The sequence below is a fragment of the Terriglobus tenax genome, from assembly GCF_025685395.1.
GTDB classification, from domain to species: domain Bacteria; phylum Acidobacteriota; class Terriglobia; order Terriglobales; family Acidobacteriaceae; genus Terriglobus; species Terriglobus tenax.
Genome location: NZ_JAGSYA010000004.1, coordinates 2182657 through 2200037, shown reverse-complemented (window position 1 = coordinate 2200037; position 17381 = coordinate 2182657). Strand labels below are relative to the sequence as shown.

Sequence of the window (17381 nt, the reverse complement as noted above, 5' to 3'; positions counted from 1 at the left end):
CCATGACGACGATGCGGCCAATCCGGAAGTCTCGCCTCGCTGCCCTGCTGGGTTGCGCGCTGGCGTGCGCCTCCGCGATGGGGCAGGTGTCGGGTTATGGGGACAAGCAGTCTGGCGAGAACAGCGGCGGACAGTTGCCGACGGTTCTGCAGCGCGTGGGCGTGGAGCAGCATCTGAATGCTCCTCTGCCGCTCGATGCGCCCTTTACGGATGAGACCGGAAAGGCCGTCAAGCTGGGCGATTACTTCAACGGGAAACAGGCCGGGTTGTTTGCCCTGGTCTACTACCGCTGCCCGATGCTTTGCTCTGAGGAGATGGATGGCATGGCCTCTGCTCTGCAGATGGTGAAGCTGAAGCCGGGCAAGGACTTCCAGATCGTCATGGTCTCGATTGACCCGCGGGAGACCCCGCAGGATGCGGCCGAGAAGAAGGCGATGTATGTAAAGCGTTACGGTCACCCCGAGACAGCCGATGGCTGGCACTTCCTGGTGGGACCGAAGTCTTCGATCGACGCGGCTTCCAAGGCCTCTGGCTATGGCTATGTCGAGGTGAAGAGCGCCGATGGCAAGACCTCGCAGTTCGCGCACGCATCGGCGTTGGAAGTGGTAACGCCGGAGGGCCGGCTGGCACAGTACTACATGGGTGTGGAGTACTCGCCGAAGGACCTGCTGCTCGGTTTGATTGAGGCATCTGGCAACAAGATCGGTTCGCCGGTCGCAAACATTTTGACGTACTGCTATCACTACGACCCGCAGCAGAACAAGCACAGCCTGATTGTGGCTCGCGTGGTGCAACTAGGCGGCATGATCACCGTGGCTGGCCTGGGTGGGTTCATGTTCTTGATGTTCCGGCGGGATATGAAGCTGGGACGTGATCATTCTTTGACGAAGCGACAGAACGGATAAAAGGGAAACGATGGGAATCAGTCCGGTACTTTGGCAATTTCTAAACAAGTGGCTCACCTCTTCGGCGTTGTTCCCGAAGGAGGCGTCGACCATTGCTCCCTACACCGACGCACTCTACTTCTTCCTGCTGGCAATGACGCTTGTCGGCGTGGTTATCGTCGGCGCACTGGTCTTTGGTTTTTCGATCCGCTACCGCAAGGACCGCAATCCTGAGGCGACGCAGATCGAGGGTTCGACGCTGCTGGAAGCGACCTGGACAATCATCCCCCTGGTCATCTTCCTGGTGGCGTTTGTGTGGGGCGCTCTGCTGTACTTCCGCATCTATAACCCGCCGACCAACTCGATGAACATCTACATCGTCGGCAAGCAGTGGATGTGGAAGGCCGAGCATCCGGGTGGCCAGCATGAGATCAACGCGCTCCACGTGCCGACCGGCCGTCCGGTGCAGCTGACCATGATCTCGCAGGACGTCTTCCACTCGTACTCGATCCCCGAGTTCCGCGTGAAGCGTGAAGTGATCCCCGGCCGTTACACGACGGTGTGGTTCAACGCCACCGAGCCGGGTGTCTATCACCTGTTCTGCACCCAGTACTGCGGCACGCTGCACTCTGGCATGATCGGCACGGTCACCGCACTGACGCCCGATGATTACCAGAAGTGGACTGAGGCCTCGACCAGCGGCATGAGCCTGGCGCAGAACGGCGAGCGCCTGTTTGCCAGCCTGGGCTGCAACCAGTGCCACACCGGTGAAGCGGGTGCACGCGGACCGAACCTTCCTGGCCTATATGGCAGCAAGGTCCAGATGGAAGACGGATCGACGCAGATTGCCAACGAGGCTTACCTGCGCGACACGATCCTGAACCCGTCCTCGCACATTCCGGCCGGCTATAAGCCGATTATGCCGACCTACCAGGGCCAGATCAGCGAAGAAGGCCTGATCGACCTGGTGGAATACATCAAGTCCCTGAAGACCAACTACCGTGTCCAGCAGACACTGACCACGTCAACGTCCACAGAAACGGCGCCGACCACGCCGGGGATGGTGAAGCCATGAGCACTATCGTTAGCCTTCCGGATCAGAGCACAGCCGCTCTGCCGAAGCGGAATTACATCAATAACGAGCACGGCCTGCTGAGCTGGCTGCTGACCGGGGACCATAAGCGGATCGGTATGCTGTACCTGCTCTCGATTACCGCCTTCTTCTTCCTGGGCGGAGCGTTTGCCGGTCTGGTGCGTCTTGAGCTGCTGACTCCGGCGGGTGACCTGCTGGCTGCCGACACCTACAACAAGATGTTCACGATGCACGGCATCGTGATGATCTTCCTGTTCCTGGTGCCCTCGGTTCCTGCAACGCTCGGCAACTTCTTTATCCCGATCATGATCGGGGCCAAGGATCTTGCCTTCCCGCGCATCAACCTGCTGAGCTGGTACCTGTACATGGCTGGCGGCGTCTTCACCCTGTCGGCCCTGGTGCTGGGTGGTGTGGATACCGGCTGGACCTTTACCACGCCGCTGTCGACGCATTATCTGAATACGCACGTAGTGACGACCGGCCTGGCCATCTTCATCGCGGGCTTCAGCTCAATCTTCACGGGTCTGAACTTCATCGTGACGATCCACCGCATGCGCGCTCCGGGTATGACCTGGTTCCGTATGCCGCTGTTTGTCTGGTCCAACTACGCGGCCTCTATCCTGATGGTGCTCGGCACCCCGGTTCTGGCCATCGCGGTTGTGCTGGTTGCTCTTGAGCGCACGGTCGGCATCGGCGTCTTCGATCCAGCCCGTGGCGGCGATCCGCTGCTGTTCCAGCATCTCTTCTGGTTCTACTCGCACCCTGCCGTGTACATCATGATTCTGCCGGGTATGGGCGTGATCTCTGAGGTAATCGCCACCTTCAGCCGCAAGCGTCCCTTCGGCTACACGGCGGTCGCGTTCTCCTCGGTAGCCATCGCGGTCTTCGGCTTCTTCGTGTGGGAGCACCACATGTTCATTATGGGTGTGTCCAACTACTCGGCGCTGGTCTTCTCGCTGCTGACGATGCTGGTCGCCGTTCCCTCGGCCATCAAGATCTTCAACTGGTCGGCGACCCTGTATAAGGGCTCGATCACCTTTGAGACGCCGATGCTCTATGCCTTCGGCTTCATCGGTCTGTTCACCATCGGTGGTCTGACGGGTGTGTTTCTTGGCTCGCTGGGCATGGACATCCACCTGACCGAGACCTACTTCATCGTGGCGCACTTCCACTTCGTCATGGTGGGCGGCATGCTGATGGCCTTCCTCGCGGGTGTCCACTTCTGGTGGCCGAAGATGACGGGCCGTATGTACCCCGAGTCGATCTCGAAGCTGGCCGCGGTTACGACCTTCATTGGCTTTATCCTGACCTTCTTCCCGCAGTTCATCCTTGGCTACCTGGGTATGCCGCGCCGTTACCACGCGTATCCGGCCGACTACCAGGTGCTGAATGTTCTGTCGACGGCAGGCGCTACTGTTCTGGGCGTCGGCTACCTGCTCCCGATTATTTACCTGGCGTGGTCGCTGAAGTATGGCGAGATCGCGGGTTCGAATCCGTGGCAGGCTACCGGCCTGGAGTGGCAGCTGCAGTCCCCGCCGCTGACGGAGAACTTTACGGAAATTCCGTACGTGGATCACGAAGCGTACGACTTTGAGTGGCTGGCCCACAAGCAGAAACAAGAGGTGACGACCGTTGGATAACGCGATCGCAGCAACGCATCACGGCGACCTGCACGACGAGCACGAACACGTGCATCTGCCGCAGCACCGGCATCATTTTGAGACGGAGGAGCAGCAGCGCGAGGCAGCCAGCTTCGGCATGTGGCTCTTCCTCCTGACCGAAATCATGTTCTTCGGTGGCCTGTTCATGGCCTACCTGTTGTACCGCAACTGGTACAACCCGGCCTTTGTTGCGGCAAGCCACACGCTTTCCATCAAGCTGGGCGCCATCAACACGGGCATCCTGATCACGTCGGGCTTCTTCATGGCCATGGCGGTGTGGGCAGCAGAGACGCGTCAGCGCGAGAAGCTGGTTGCTTTTCTGGGTCTGACCAACGTGGCCGGTATCGCCTTCCTCGTGGTCAAGTACTTTGAGTACGCCGAGAAGTGGCATGACAGCCACGTCCCCGGCCTGCGCTTCTCCATCGCTGACTTCGCTCACCTGGGCGTAGACATGGCGCAGAAGACACAGATCTACTACTCGCTGTACTTCGCCATGACCGGCATGCACGCCCTGCACATGATCATCGGCATTGTGCTGATCTTCTGGTACATGGTGCGCGCCAACCGTGGCGAATTTACCGAAGGCTATGTCGCGCCGATCGAGAACTTCGGCCTGTACTGGCACTTTGTTGATATCGTCTGGATCTTCCTCTTCCCGCTGCTGTATCTCATCGACCTGGGAGCCAAGTAATGTCGGACCATCACTATCACGACCCTTCCAACGTAACTAATCCGGAGCACAACGAGCACCACATCGTTGGACCGTCGACGTACATCACCATTTACGTCTCGCTGCTGATCCTTACGGCGGTAACGGTGGGCGCTGCTTTCGTGGAGATGGGCTTCCTGAACCCGATCGTTGCGGTGGCTATCGCCGTGGTCAAGGCGACGGTCGTTATCCTGTGGTTCATGCACATGAAGTATCAGACCAAGCTGCTGAAGCTGACTATCAGCGCCGGAGTGTTCACTTTCCTCATCCTGATTGCGATGACGTTGAGCGATTACTTCAGCCGTTCGTGGGGACTTTGGTAAGACGAAAGTCATCTGATTCTGTACGACAAGAATGCGGCCTGCGGGCCGCATTCTTATTGATATGAACCATCCGCATCTGCCCGAACCGCTCCGTACCGTTGCCGAAGACCCCCGCGTAACCATTCGCCGCGACGGTCTGCCAGACAGCGAAGGGAAGTGCGTTGTGTACTGGATGCAGCGAGCCGAGCGCGGTATCGACAATCACGCGCTCGACATCGCTATTGACCTGGGCAATGAGCTTGGCCTGCCAGTGGTGGTGTATTTCGCGGCAATCTCAAACTTTCCCCATGCCAACCTGCGCCATTACACCTTCCTCCGGCAGGGTCTGCGTGATGTGGAGCAGGATCTTGCAGAGCGCAATGTCAGCTTCGTGGTACGACGGCCTCCGCACGAGGACCACCTGGCATTCTTCGCCGAGGTGAAGGCCGCCCTTGTTGTTGGCGACGAGAATCCGATGCGCGTTCCGGAGAGCTGGCGCAAGCATATCGCGCAACATATCCATGTTCCGTTCTGGACCGTGGATGCGGATGTCGTGGTTCCTTCCAGGCTTCTGGAAAAGGCTCAGTATGGCGCCTATACGCTGCGCCCCCGGGTGCAAAGGCTATGGCCGCAGTTCCTGAAGCCATATGAGAACCCGACGGCGCGCTACGAGTGGGAACGATCAAAATCGTTGCACGCTGAAGACCTGAAGCTCGACATAACGCGTGGGTGGAGCGAGCTGGACCGCAGCGTTCTTCCAGTGGAAGAGTGGGCCGGCGGGACGCACGCGGCGCAAAAACGGCTGAAGTTTTTCGTTCACTCCATCCTGAAGGGCTATGAGAAAGACCGCAATCATCCGGAGATGGATGGCAGCTCACGCATGTCGCCATATCTGCATTTTGGCCACATCGGTCCGCTGACGATCGCGCTTGCCGTGGATAAGGCGGCGAAGGAGCAGCCGGCATTGAAGTCAACGCGCGACAGCTATTTCAATGAGCTGCTGGTCTGGCGCGAGCTGGCTATTAACTACTGCTGGTTCCAGCATGGGGTGTACGACTCCGATGCAGCGGCGGAGAACTGGGCAAAGCAGAGCATCGCCGAGCATGCCAAAGATGAGCGGCCCCATCTTTATTCGCTGGCGCAGCTGGAAGCAGCCGAGACGCACGACGACATGTGGAACGCCGCGCAGCGCCAGATGCTGGACTTCGGCTGGATGCACAACGTGATGCGCATGTACTGGGCGAAGAAGATCCTGGAGTGGTCGCCGTCGGTCAAAGTGGCCGTCAAGCGCGGTATCCACTTGAACGACAAGTACTTCCTTGACGGTCGCGATCCGAACGGATACGCCGGGATTGCCTGGGCCATGCTGGGCAAGTTTGATCGGCCATGGAACGAGCGGCCTATCTTTGGGAAGATCCGGTACATGTCGCGCGAATCGACGGGCCGCAAGTTCGACTCCAAGGGATATATCCGTCAGATGGGTACCGGAAATGTTAAGCAAATGACATTTCTTACCGAGTCTTAGAGTCGAAAACTGCGTCTAAGCTTCTATTGGTTTTATGGCGAAATACTTGGTAACAGGCGCAGCTGGATTTATCGGATCGCATCTGACGGAGGCGCTTGTCGCCCGCGGAGAGCAGGTTCGGGCGCTGGATAATTTTGCGACGGGCCGCCGCGAGAACCTTGCAGCGGTGATGGGCAGGATCGACTTCCACGAAGCCGACCTGTGTGATGCGGATGCGGTTCTGCGCGCCTGCGAAGGCGTGGACTACATCTTTCACGAGGGCGCGCTGCCCTCGGTGCCGCGTTCGGTGAAGAAGCCGCGGCCCAGCCACGAGACCAACATCGATGGCACCTTCAACCTGCTGGAGGGTGCGCGTGCCAATGGTGTGAAGCGCGTGGTGTATGCCGCTTCGTCGTCGGCGTATGGCAACCAGCCCGGGTTTCCGCGCGTGGAGACGATGACGCCGCAGCCCATTGCTCCGTATCCGGTGCAGAAGCTGGCCGGCGAGCTCTACATGCAGAGCTACTGGCAGGTGTATGGGCTTGAGACGGTGAGCCTGCGCTACTTCAACATCTTTGGTCCGCGCCAGGTGCCGGACTCCCCCTACTCCGGCGTGATGGCAAAGTTCACGCTGCAGATGATGCAGGGCGAGCGTCCCATGATCTTTGGAGACGGCGAGCAGGGACGCGACTTCACCTACATTGACAATGCCGTGCATGCCAATCTGCTGGCCATGGCTGCTCCTGCAGAAAAGGTGGCTGGCCGTGTATTCAACGTTGCCTGTGGAGAACGCCACACTCTGAACGAAACGTATGAGGTGATCGCGCATCTATTGAAGTATGCTGAGCGCCCGCAGTATGGGCCTGAGCGGACAGGCGATGTGCGCAACTCTCAGGCAGATATCTCTGCCGCGCAGCAAGCGTTTGGTTATATCCCCGTAGTTGGCTTTGAAGAGGGCCTGAGGCGCACTGTCGATTGGTACTTGAGCAGTGCGTACTCCGATACAACACAAGAAGCCCTTAGCCGTTAGAAAAAGGAGACTCTGGCATCGTGACTCCCCTGCATCTTGTACGTAAGTCCGTTGAATCGAAGGTTGGTACGCTCAACGCCTGGAAGGCGCGTGTTGCGAATCGTGAGGCGAAGGTCGGCATTGTCGGCCTTGGCTATGTTGGCCTGCCACTTGCATTGCTGCTCAGCGATGAGCACTTTGCCGTTACTGGTTTTGATGTCGATCCGCTGAAGGTGGAGTTCCTGAACAGCGGCAAGTCCTACATTCACCGTATCGAGCCGGAGAGCATCCAGGCCGCGCAGAAGAGTGGCTTCAATGCGACGGCGGATTTCTCCCGCGCACGGGATCTGGATGCGATCCTGATCTGCGTTCCGACGCCGATTGACGATCACAGCGCGCCGGACATGAGCTATGTGGTGAATACGATTGAGGCCCTTGCGCCGCATCTGCGGAGCGGTCAGCTTGTCGTGCTGGAGAGCACAACGTATCCCGGCACCACGGAAGAGATTATTGCCACCACGATTGACCGCATCGGAGAAGAGACCGGTGTTTCCGTGCTGCGTGAGCATCCGTCGGAGGAGATCGAAACGCCGCAGTCCTTGAATGGCGTGATGGTGGCTTTCTCGCCTGAGCGCGAAGACCCGGGTAATACCGATGTGGAGCGTCACGATATTCCGAAGGTTGTCGGAGGGATTGACCGTCGTGCATCGGAGGCCGCCGAGATGCTATACGGCAGCATCTTCCGCCGCACGGTGCGTGTCTCTTCCCCGGCCACGGCGGAGATGACCAAGCTGCTCGAGAACATCTACCGCTGCGTGAACATCGCCATGGTCAATGAACTGAAGCAGCTGTGCATGCGCATGGGCATTGATATCTGGGAGGTGATCGACGCGGCGGCCACCAAGCCCTTCGGCTTCCAGGCGTTCTATCCCGGCCCCGGCATTGGCGGCCACTGCATCCCGGTCGACCCCTTCTATCTTTCGTGGAAGGCCAAGGAGTACCACTTCTCCACGCGCTTTATTGAGCTTGCCGGCGAGGTGAACCGCAGCATGCCGGAGCACGTGATCCGCAGTGTGGTGAATGCGCTGAACGACCAGGGTAAGTCCATCAAGGGCGCCAAGGTGCTGCTGCTGGGCCTGGCCTACAAGAAGGATATCGACGACCTGCGCGAGTCGCCGTCGCTGCCCATCTACGAGATGCTGGAGAAGAAGGGCGCCGATGTTCGTTACAACGACCCCTACTTCCCGCGGGTCGGCTCCGGCCGCAAATACTGGCTGCATACGGAGAGTGCGCCGCTTGAAAATCTGGACCAGTATGACTGCGTTCTCATCGTCACCGACCACTCCTGCTACGACTTCGAAAAAATCGTGGCGGAGTCGAAGTTGGTGGTAGATTCGAGGAACGCCACGCGCAACATCCGCTCGCCGAAGATCTATCACTGCTAACGGCTAACGGTTCTGCGCGCTAAGGTTTCCAGCGGACGCAGAGCCGTATTTCCCTGGAAAGGCGTCGAGTTTTCGACGCTTTTCCCTTTTTGGTCGTTAGAGATTTCTTACCAGGTCAATGCCACGCGCGGGCACGCTGCGCGCGCGAAGATGGGGATGGAACCCTGTCTTTGGACGGATGCGCTTGACCTGTTCTGTAAGAATCCGAGGCTGCCTGCTGCATCTGCTTGCTGCTGCGAGCATTTTGCTTCCGCCTGCCTTTTCCCAGACAAAACAATGGCAGCCGGACGGCCCTCTGCAACGCGCGCGGCAGCACACACTGCGTACACAGCGCTTCGCTGCCGATCGTTCCGTGGCAGGCGATGCGCAAAGTCCCGCTGAAGCCATGATGCAGGCGCGGCAGCAGCACCTGGCCCTGTTGCATGCGCAGCCACTGGCCACCAGCCTCTCCATGCCATGGACAGCCGTTGGCCCCATGCAGGTGAACAGCCCAGCGTATGGCAATGTAACCGGTCGCGTGAATGCCATTGCCATGGATCCCTCAGACACAAGCGGGAACACCGTGTACCTGGGCACGCTAGGCGGAGGTATCTGGAAATCGACCAACGCTGGTGGTTCCGCAGCCAGCGTAAGCTTTGCACCGCTGACTGACACTCTCCCCGTCTTCAACGCCAATGCCGGTTCATCGCAGGTACCGTCGCTGAGTATCGGGGCCATCAGCGTGCAGCCCGGCGGGACTGGCGTCATTCTTGCCGGCACAGGAGATCCGAATGATGCGCTCGATTCGTACTATGGCTCGGGTATTCTGCGCTCCGCGGACAATGGCCTTACCTGGAGCGTGGTTGCGAACTCGCAGGATGGTGTTGCGGGTAACCACACCTTCCTGGGTATGGGTTTTGCCGGTTTCGCATGGAACGCCACCTCCCCTAATATCGTTGTCGCTGCGACGGGTACAGCGGCACAGTCTGCGCTGGTCGGTGCGTCACCATCAAACTACGTTCTGCAGGGTCTGTACTACTCCACGGACGCGGGTGTGACATGGAAGGCCGCTACGATCAAAGACGGCAGCGCGATTGTGCAGCAGCCATCCACCACCTCCGTCGGCAATGCGGCCACTTCTGTTGTGTGGAACCCGCTGCGAGGCAGGTTCTATGCGGCGATCCGCTTCCATGGCTACTATGAGTCGGCGGACGGGCAGACGTGGACGCGGCTTACAAACCAGCCCGGCAGCGGATTGAGTACGGCTGCGTGCCCTGCGCTTGCGGGTAACATCGGCAGCTCGGCATGCCCCATCTTTCGTGGCACGCTTGCGGTGGAACCAGTGACCGGCGACATGTACGCGCTGACGACGAACAGCAACAACATTGACCAGGGGCTGTGGCGCGATCTCTGTTCCGTGTCCGGTTCCACCTGCGGCAACACCACTGTCAGTTTCGCGCAGCAGATCAACACCGCCGTGATGGAGACCACCGGGCAGGTGATTCCATCCGCCGATTACAACGTCGCGCTGGCTGCGGTTCCATCCGGCGGCGACACGTTGTTGTATGTCGGCACGCAGGATATCTTCCGCTGCGGCATTGCCGCCGGGTGCACACTGCGAAACACCACCAACACCAGCAACGGCTGCGGTTCTCCGGCGCGGGTCGCTGCGTTTCAACACAGCATTGCGTGGCAGGGGTCTGTACTGTACTTCGCGAATGATTCGGGCCTGTGGCGATCGACCGATGGCATTGCACTCAGCCCGTCCATCTGCAGCGCGGATGATGCGAACCACTTTCAGAACTTGAACAGCGGTCTCGGATCGCTGGCCGAAGTCGTCGGTTTTGCGCAACACCCTACAGACGCGAACACATTGCTGATAGGCATGGGTGCGAATGGTTCTGCCGCAACCAGCAACGCTTCGGCCATGACAGCGTGGCCGCAACTCAGTGCGGGCGAAGGTGGCATGGTGGCGATGGACCAGGCATCGCCCAGCCGTTGGATGGTGTCCACCGGGGCAGGCGTGAACCTTGTTTACTGCAACAAGGGAAGCGCCTGCGCCGCATCCGACTTTGCGACCATACCCACGATTGGAGCAGCGCAAACTCTGAATGATGGCGCGTTGATTCACGCACCCTTCTTCTTCGATCCGCAGACGCCAGCCAACCTGATTGTTGGCACCTGCCGCGTGTGGCGCGGGCCTGCCGACAGTGGGGCCTTATGGAGCAGCAGCAACGCCCTCAGCAGCACCCTCGGTGGAAACGCGAGCACGTGTGGAGCAGCCAATGCCTACCTGCGCACGCTGTCTGCGGGTGGAGCAAACGTCGTTGCAACCTCCGCTGCGAATACAGGATCGCAGGTGCTGTATGCGGGCATGGCAAGCCAGTTGGATGGAGGCGGCATCACGCTGGGTGGCCACATATTTACTACTGCCAGCGCCAATACCGCCGGCAGCAGCACTGTGTGGACGGATATCACCAACGGCATCAATGCTCCGGGCTTTGCGATCTCGCGTGTGTATGTCGATAGCCACGATGCGACTGGCAAGACGGTCTATGTCACCGTTGCCGGATTCTCTTCTCCGCTGCTGCCAACAGGTCATGTCTATCGTTCGACCGATGGAGGAGCGCACTGGAGCAACCTTACCGCGAACCTACCCAATGCTCCGGCGAACGACATCCTTGTCGATCCGAACGACGCGCGCACGCTTTACGTTGCCCTGGATACCGGCGTGTACATTGCTCCGGACAGCACAACCTGCACCTCCACGAACTGCTGGAGCGTCTACGGTGCGGGCCTTCCGAATGCTCCCGCGATGGCCCTGGCAGCAGCAACGCAAATGCCCACCGGCAGCGGCGGAAATGTTGGCATGCTGCGTGTGGCGACCTATGGCCGCGGCATTTGGCAAACCCCATTGCGTACCGCACTGCCGCCCGCGGTGCGCGGCATGCAGGTGGCTCCTGGATCGCTGAGCTTTGCAGATACGCAGGTCACCCTGCGTAGCGCTGATCAAAGCGTGGTCGTGACCAACACCGGCAACGTTGCATTGAACATCAGCGCCGTTGCCATGCAGGGTGACTTCGTCGAAACCGATAACTGCACCACAGCTCCAATTGCTGTAGCAGGGAGCTGCAGCCTGCAGGTCCTTTTCGCTCCCACCGTGATGGGGGCGCGCTCTGGCCTGATGACTCTTTACGCTGATATCCCAGGTGGCCAGGCTACTGTCTCGCTCAGTGGTAACGGTCTTGCTCCACCCGCGGTGGTACTCAGTCCTGTGGCTGCTGCCTTTGCGGCAACGAACATCGGTTCCAGCAGCGCGGTCACAAACTTCACCGTCTCCAATACGGGAGGTGTATCCGTCAGCCTGCAAACGCCGGTTGTTACGAGGGACTTCGCCATCGTTGCAAATACGTGTGGCAGTTCGCTTTCTCCGCAGACTGGATGCACGGTCTCGGTTGTCTTCAGACCCACATCGTCAGGCACACGCAGCGGAGTGCTGACCGTTGTCAATGGCATTGGCACGCAGACGGCGAGTCTAAGCGGCATTGGTGTGTCTCCGGCGACGGACGCACTCTCGCCGCTTTCGCTGACCTTTGCCGCGCAGCAGATGAATACCGCCAGCGCCGCACAGACGGTTCAGTTGACCAACGATGGCGATGCAGCACTCACGCTGATCACGGCGCAGATCACACGTGGCGACTTCACCGCGGTGAACAGCTGTGGCAACTCGCTGGCCGGTCATAGCAGTTGCAGCATCCAGGTCTCGTTTGTTCCTAGGTCTATTGGCGCACAGACCGGTGTGCTGACGGTAAGCGATCTCTCCCGGACCCAAACCGTGGCATTGAATGGCACAGGCATTGCCCCGCCAGGTGTATCGCTTGCCCCGGCCAGTCCGCTGGCCTTTGGGGCCATCGGTGTTGGGCTGGCTTCCTCTGCACAGACCATTACGCTCACGAACAATGGTGGAGTTCCGCTGTTGATCAACGGCACGACGCTGAGCGGAGATTTCGCAATCCTGGCAGGCAGCAACACCTGCCCCGCGGCTGGAGCCACACTGGCGGCGGGCGCGGCCTGTACGATGAATCTCGTTTTCGCGCCGAAAGCAGTGGGTACGCGCACCGGCGCGCTGAGCATTGCAGACAATGCCACTGGCGCACCGCATGTACTGCAGCTTACCGGCACGGGTGTAGATTTTTCGCTTTCGGCAAGCGGCAGCACTACGGCCACACTCAGCAGTGGAGGTACAGCTACCTATGCCACGCTGCTCAGCTCAGACAGCGCACTCAGCGGCGCGGTGACGCTGACCTGCAGTGGACAACCCAGCAACTCCACCTGTGTCCTTTCGCCATCCAATGCAACGCTCGGCAACAGCACGCTGATCACCATCACCATCGCCACCGGAGTAAAGGCGATGCTTGCACCGCCCTTCGCGAAGCAGCTCCTATGGCTGGCCCTGCTGGTTCCCGCATGGAGACTGCGTCGCCGCGTCGCTGCCATGTCCTTGCTGCTGTGCCTGTGTGCGGTGATGCTGAATGGCTGCGGCTGGGGGCGCAAGTTGCCGGACACGACCAGCAATCCGCCCACATCGACGAATCCCACGCCTTCCGGCACCTACACCATTGCGGTAACGGCGACAGCCGCGGGCCTTAGCCGCACGGTGAACTACACGCTCACCGTGAAATAAGCTACAGAGCGCGGCCCGCCGCGGCGCCCGAGGCCCACGCCCACTGGAAGTTATAGCCGCCCAGCCATCCGGTTACATCCACCACTTCGCCAATAAAGAAGAGCCCCGGCACATTGCGTGCCTGCAATGTTTTGGCATCCAGGTCATCGGTATCAACACCCCCCGCAGTTACCTCGGCCTTCTCATAGCCCTCAGTGCCTGCCGGCGTAATGCCCCACTGATGCAAAGCGTTCTCGCTCGCTTCCAGCGCCGCGTTGGTCCACTTCGTCTGCGGGAAGAGCCGCATCCAGCGGTCGGCAAAACGCTGTGGGAGCGCGGCGTACATCATCTGCCGCAACGCTGTGCTGTCACGGTCATACGGAGAAGCCAGCAGTGCATCCAGCACCTTGGCTCCTGGAGAAAGATCGAACCGCAGCGCCGTGCCGGGCTGCCAGTAGCTGCTGATCTGCAGTACCGCCGGGCCGCTGATGCCGCGATGCGTAATCAGCAGCTTCTCGCGGAAGCTGCGTTTGCCCGCATACGCAATCACCTCGGTGGAAAGTCCGCTCAGGTCGCACCATTGCTTCGTGTTCTCCGGGTTGAATACCAGCGGCACCAGTGCCGGACGAAGGTCACGTACACGCAAGCCAAACTGGCGAGCCACGTCATAACCGAATCCGGTTGCGCCAATCTTCGGAATCGACAGGCCGCCGCAGGCAATTACCAGCGCGGGCGCGCGAAAATCGCCGCGAGTGGTCCGCACCGTAAAGCCATCGCTGTGCACAATCTCGTGCACGCCGGTGTTTGCCTGTACGGTTACATTGGCCTCGGCGGCTTCGCGTTCCAGCATGGTCACAATCTGCTGCGCCGATCCATCGCAGAACAACTGTCCCAGCGTCTTCTCGTGATACGCAATGCCATGCTTCTCCACCAGCGCGATGAAGTCCTTCGGCGTGTAGCGTGCCAATGCGGACTTCGCGAAGTGGGGGTTGGCGGAGAGATAGTTCTCCGCGCGCGCACCTACGTTGGTGAAGTTACAGCGACCACCGCCGCTGATCAGGATCTTGCGTCCGATGCGCGGCGAATGGTCCAGCACCAGTACACGGCGGCCGCGCTTGCCGGCTTCCATGGCGGCCATCATGCCGGCGGCTCCGGCTCCTATAACAATTGCGTCAACGGTAGTTATTTGCGCCTCCTATAAGGCACGTACTCCGGCTCCCATACATCTTTCACCAGCGCATCTTCAAAGGCCTGGCCGGAGACACGCGCCAGCCCTTCCTGCTCCGCCTGCATGGCTACGGCGCGTGCAATCGTGAGGGAGACCTCGCGAATACTGCTCATCTCCGGCAGCAGGGCATCGGGCTGGGTCAGGGAGGCAAGAGCCTTGGCAGAGGCCATGATCATGCCGTCGCTTACCTGCTTCGCACGCGACAGAAGAATGCCCAGCGCCAGCCCGGGGAAGATATACGAGTTGTTGGTCTGTGCCACGCGATAGGGCGCACCGTTGAACTCAATGGTGCCCCACGGACTTCCGGTGCCAATCACAGCGCGGCCATCGGTCCAGTGCAGCAGATCGTGCGGCGTAGCTTCCGCGCGGGATGTCGGGTTCGACAGCGGGAAGATCGCCGGCCGCGCTACATGCGTTGCCATCTCACGCACAATGGTTTCGTTGAAGACACCGGGTTGCCCCGAAACACCGATCAGCACCGTTGGCTTCGCATTGTGGACAACATCTTCCAGGCCGATAAAGCTGGGGTCGGTAAGCCGCCAATGTGCAATGCCGGCGCGCGATTGCGCAAACGCCTTCTGGTCTTCACGCAGGTTTGGAGTATCTTCCAGCACCAGGCCGCCAATGTCGATGGGGAAGAAGCGTGCGCGAGCCTCGGCTTCGCTCAGTCCCTGGTCCTGCATTGCTTTCACCAGCAACTGCGCAATGCCTGTACCCGCGGAGCCAAATCCGAAGATGGCAATGCGCTGGTCGCGCAACGGAATTCCAGTGATGGAAGCGCTGGCAAGAATGGTCGCCGTCGATACAGCGGCCGTGCCCTGGATATCGTCGTTGAAGCTGCACACCTTCGAGCGATAACGCTCCAGCAGGCGGCCTGCGTTGTTTCCGGCAAAGTCTTCCCACTGCAGCAGCACGTGCGGCCAGCGGCGGCGCACGGCCTTCACAAACTCGTCGACAAACTCGTCGTACTCCGGTCCGCGAATACGGCCGTTGCGCCAGCCAATGTACAGCGGATTGTCCAGACGTTCCTGGTTGTCGGTGCCTACATCCAGAAACACCGGCAGGCACCACATGGGTTGAATACCGGCCAGCGCCGTATAGAGAGCAAGCTTGCCGATGGGAATGCCCATGCCGCCCGCGCCCTGGTCGCCCAGGCCAAGAATGCGTTCCCCGTCCGAGACCACGATGCAGCGAATGTGGTCATAGCGCGGGTGCGACAGAATCTGTGCGATGCGGTCCTTGTTCGGATAGCTCAGGTACACACCGCGCGGTGTGTGATAGTGCTCGCTGAACCGCTGGCAGCCTTCGCCCACGGTAGGGGTGTAGACGACTGGCAACATCTCTTCGATGTAGCGCGAGACCAGCGCATAGAAAATCGTCTCGCTGTGGTCCTGCAGGTCGCGCATGAACACGTACTTTTCCAGGTTGCTGCCCAGCGCGCGGAACGCCTTGATGCGGCGCTCTACCTGGCCGTCCAGCGTACCGATCTGCGGAGGCAGCAGGCCATGCAGAAAGAACTCGTCGCGCTCCCGCTCAGTAAACGCGGTGCCTTTATTTAAGAGGGGACTGCTCAGCAAACCAAAGCCGGTGAGAGAGGTATAGATGGTTTTGTCCTGCGCCATAGGTGCTGCTTGATTCTATTCCTGTGTGCGACGATTAAGGGGTGAAGCAGCAACCGTTTGTCGCCATCTCCCGCCGCGCCGCAGATCGCCTGCGTGCTGGCCACGTCTGGGTCTACAGCTCGGACGTGCAGTCTCTCCCTGATCAGCTCGCGCCAGGAGCCATCGTCGCCGTGGCCGATAATCGCGGCATTCCGCTGGGTGCGGCCATCTACAGCGCCGCCTCGCAGATCACTCTGCGCATGGTCTCAAGCGATCCCGCGCTTGACCGCACCGGATACCTTGCACTCGTGCGGGAACGTGTCCAGGCCTCGGTAGCACGCCGCGAAGGACAGGCGGCATGCCGCCTGATCTTCAGTGAAGCGGATGAGCTGCCGGGTATCGTGCTGGACCGTTACAACGACCTTGCCGTGCTGCAACTGCTGACGCAGGGCACAGCGCAGTCTGACGTGCGCGATGCCGTTGTCGAGGCTCTCCGATCGGTCGAGGGCATCAACACCATCGTCGAGCGGCCCGATCCGCGTGTGCGCGAGCTCGAACAGCTTGCACCCGCTCCTGCGGAGGCCATCTTCAGCAAAGGAGAGCCGAAGCTCGCAACCGAGTTTGATCTGAATGGCCTTGTGTATCACTACGATGCTAACTCCGGTCAGAAGACCGGAGCCTTCCTTGATCAGCGTCTGAACTACGCCGCTGCGGCCAGCTACGCCCGCGGGCGAGCGCTGGACGTATGCACCTACCAGGGGGGCTTCGCTCTGCACCTTGCGCGTGTGTGCGACGAGGTCACAGCGGTTGATCAGAGTCGCGCCGCGCTTGAAGTGGCCGATCGCAATGCGGAGCGTAACGCGTCGCAGCTCAAGCGGCCCGTGGACTGGGTTGAAGGCGATGCTTTTGCCCTGCTGCGTGAGTATGACGCGAACAACGAACGCTTTGACACCATCGTGCTTGACCCGCCCGCATTTGCGAAGACACGCCGCGCGGCGGAAGGCGCGATGCGCGGCTACAAGGAACTGAACCTCCGTGCCCTGCGCATGCTTAAGCCCGGCGGCATCCTGGTTACCTGCTCGTGCTCGCATCATGTGCCTCTTGAGGACTTCATCGCCACGGTCACAGCCGCCTCCGCCGACGCAAAGCGGCGCGTCCGCCTGCTGGAGACCCGGGCCGCGGCTCCCGATCATCCCGAGGTGCTCACCCTGCCGGAGACGCGTTACCTGAAGTGCCTGATCACGCGCGTGGATTAGCAGCTGCGGGAAACAGAAGCAGGCCTCTGCTTCTGTTTCCCGGGGTG

Annotated in this window: 12 protein-coding genes; 10 read left to right on the top strand and 2 right to left on the bottom strand. The window is 60.2% G+C overall.

From position 1 onward, the window contains the following. Positions 1 to 2 precede the first annotated feature (2 nt). The 9 genes from OHL13_RS14715 to OHL13_RS14675 all read left to right on the top strand — a co-directional run bounded on the left by OHL13_RS14715 (position 3) and on the right by OHL13_RS14675 (position 13270). Positions 3 to 905 carry an SCO family protein gene (locus OHL13_RS14715; protein ID WP_317889930.1) on the top strand — a complete coding sequence of 301 codons (903 nt, stop codon included), beginning with the start codon at positions 3 to 5 and terminating at the stop codon, positions 903 to 905. Between the two features lie 10 nt (positions 906 to 915). Beyond that, entirely contained in the window at positions 916 to 1959 is a 1044-nt protein-coding gene (gene coxB / locus OHL13_RS14710; protein ID WP_263410881.1) for a cytochrome c oxidase subunit II, read from the top strand. Further along, entirely contained in the window at positions 1956 to 3617 is a 1662-nt protein-coding gene (gene ctaD / locus OHL13_RS14705) for a cytochrome c oxidase subunit I (protein ID WP_263410880.1), read from the top strand. The genes coxB and ctaD overlap by 4 nt, the downstream gene beginning before the upstream one ends. Further along, positions 3610 to 4329: a cytochrome c oxidase subunit 3 family protein gene (locus OHL13_RS14700; RefSeq protein ID WP_263410879.1), complete on the top strand. Its 720-nt coding sequence runs from the start codon at positions 3610 to 3612 to the stop codon at positions 4327 to 4329. Before ctaD ends, OHL13_RS14700 begins: the two co-directional genes overlap by 8 nt. Then, positions 4329 to 4670: a cytochrome C oxidase subunit IV family protein gene (locus OHL13_RS14695; protein ID WP_263410878.1), complete on the top strand. Its 342-nt coding sequence runs from the start codon at positions 4329 to 4331 to the stop codon at positions 4668 to 4670. Before OHL13_RS14700 ends, OHL13_RS14695 begins: the two co-directional genes overlap by 1 nt. Positions 4671 to 4731: 61 nt before the next feature. Next, positions 4732 to 6174, top strand: a complete 1443-nt coding sequence (locus OHL13_RS14690) for a deoxyribodipyrimidine photo-lyase (RefSeq protein WP_263410877.1) — start codon at positions 4732 to 4734, stop codon at positions 6172 to 6174. A 34-nt stretch (positions 6175 to 6208) separates the two neighbouring features. Beyond that, positions 6209 to 7183, top strand: a complete 975-nt coding sequence (locus OHL13_RS14685; RefSeq protein WP_263410876.1) for an SDR family oxidoreductase — start codon at positions 6209 to 6211, stop codon at positions 7181 to 7183. Between the two features lie 29 nt (positions 7184 to 7212). Continuing rightward, positions 7213 to 8607, top strand: a complete 1395-nt coding sequence (locus OHL13_RS14680; RefSeq protein WP_317889947.1) for a nucleotide sugar dehydrogenase — start codon at positions 7213 to 7215, stop codon at positions 8605 to 8607. A 385-nt stretch (positions 8608 to 8992) separates the two neighbouring features. Then, positions 8993 to 13270 (top strand): choice-of-anchor D domain-containing protein, encoded by a 4278-nt coding sequence (locus OHL13_RS14675; protein ID WP_263410875.1) that lies wholly within the window; start codon positions 8993 to 8995, stop codon positions 13268 to 13270. Position 13271: 1 nt separating this feature from the next. On the opposite strand, the gene OHL13_RS14670 is transcribed toward OHL13_RS14675, so the two are convergent. Together OHL13_RS14670 and OHL13_RS14665 are read right to left on the bottom strand one after the other, a co-directional pair. Beyond that, positions 13272 to 14411, bottom strand: coding sequence for a BaiN/RdsA family NAD(P)/FAD-dependent oxidoreductase (locus tag OHL13_RS14670; RefSeq protein WP_317889946.1), 1140 nt, complete (start codon positions 14409 to 14411; stop codon positions 13272 to 13274). Between the two features lie 20 nt (positions 14412 to 14431). Then, positions 14432 to 16099 carry an NAD-dependent malic enzyme gene (locus OHL13_RS14665; RefSeq protein ID WP_263410874.1) on the bottom strand — a complete coding sequence of 556 codons (1668 nt, stop codon included), beginning with the start codon at positions 16097 to 16099 and terminating at the stop codon, positions 14432 to 14434. Between the two features lie 41 nt (positions 16100 to 16140). Here OHL13_RS14665 and OHL13_RS14660 point away from each other — a divergent pair, with 41 nt between their 5' ends. After that, on the top strand, positions 16141 to 17334 hold the full coding sequence (locus OHL13_RS14660; RefSeq protein ID WP_263410873.1) for a class I SAM-dependent rRNA methyltransferase: 1194 nt from the start codon (positions 16141 to 16143) through the stop codon (positions 17332 to 17334). Positions 17335 to 17381: the final 47 nt, after the last annotated feature.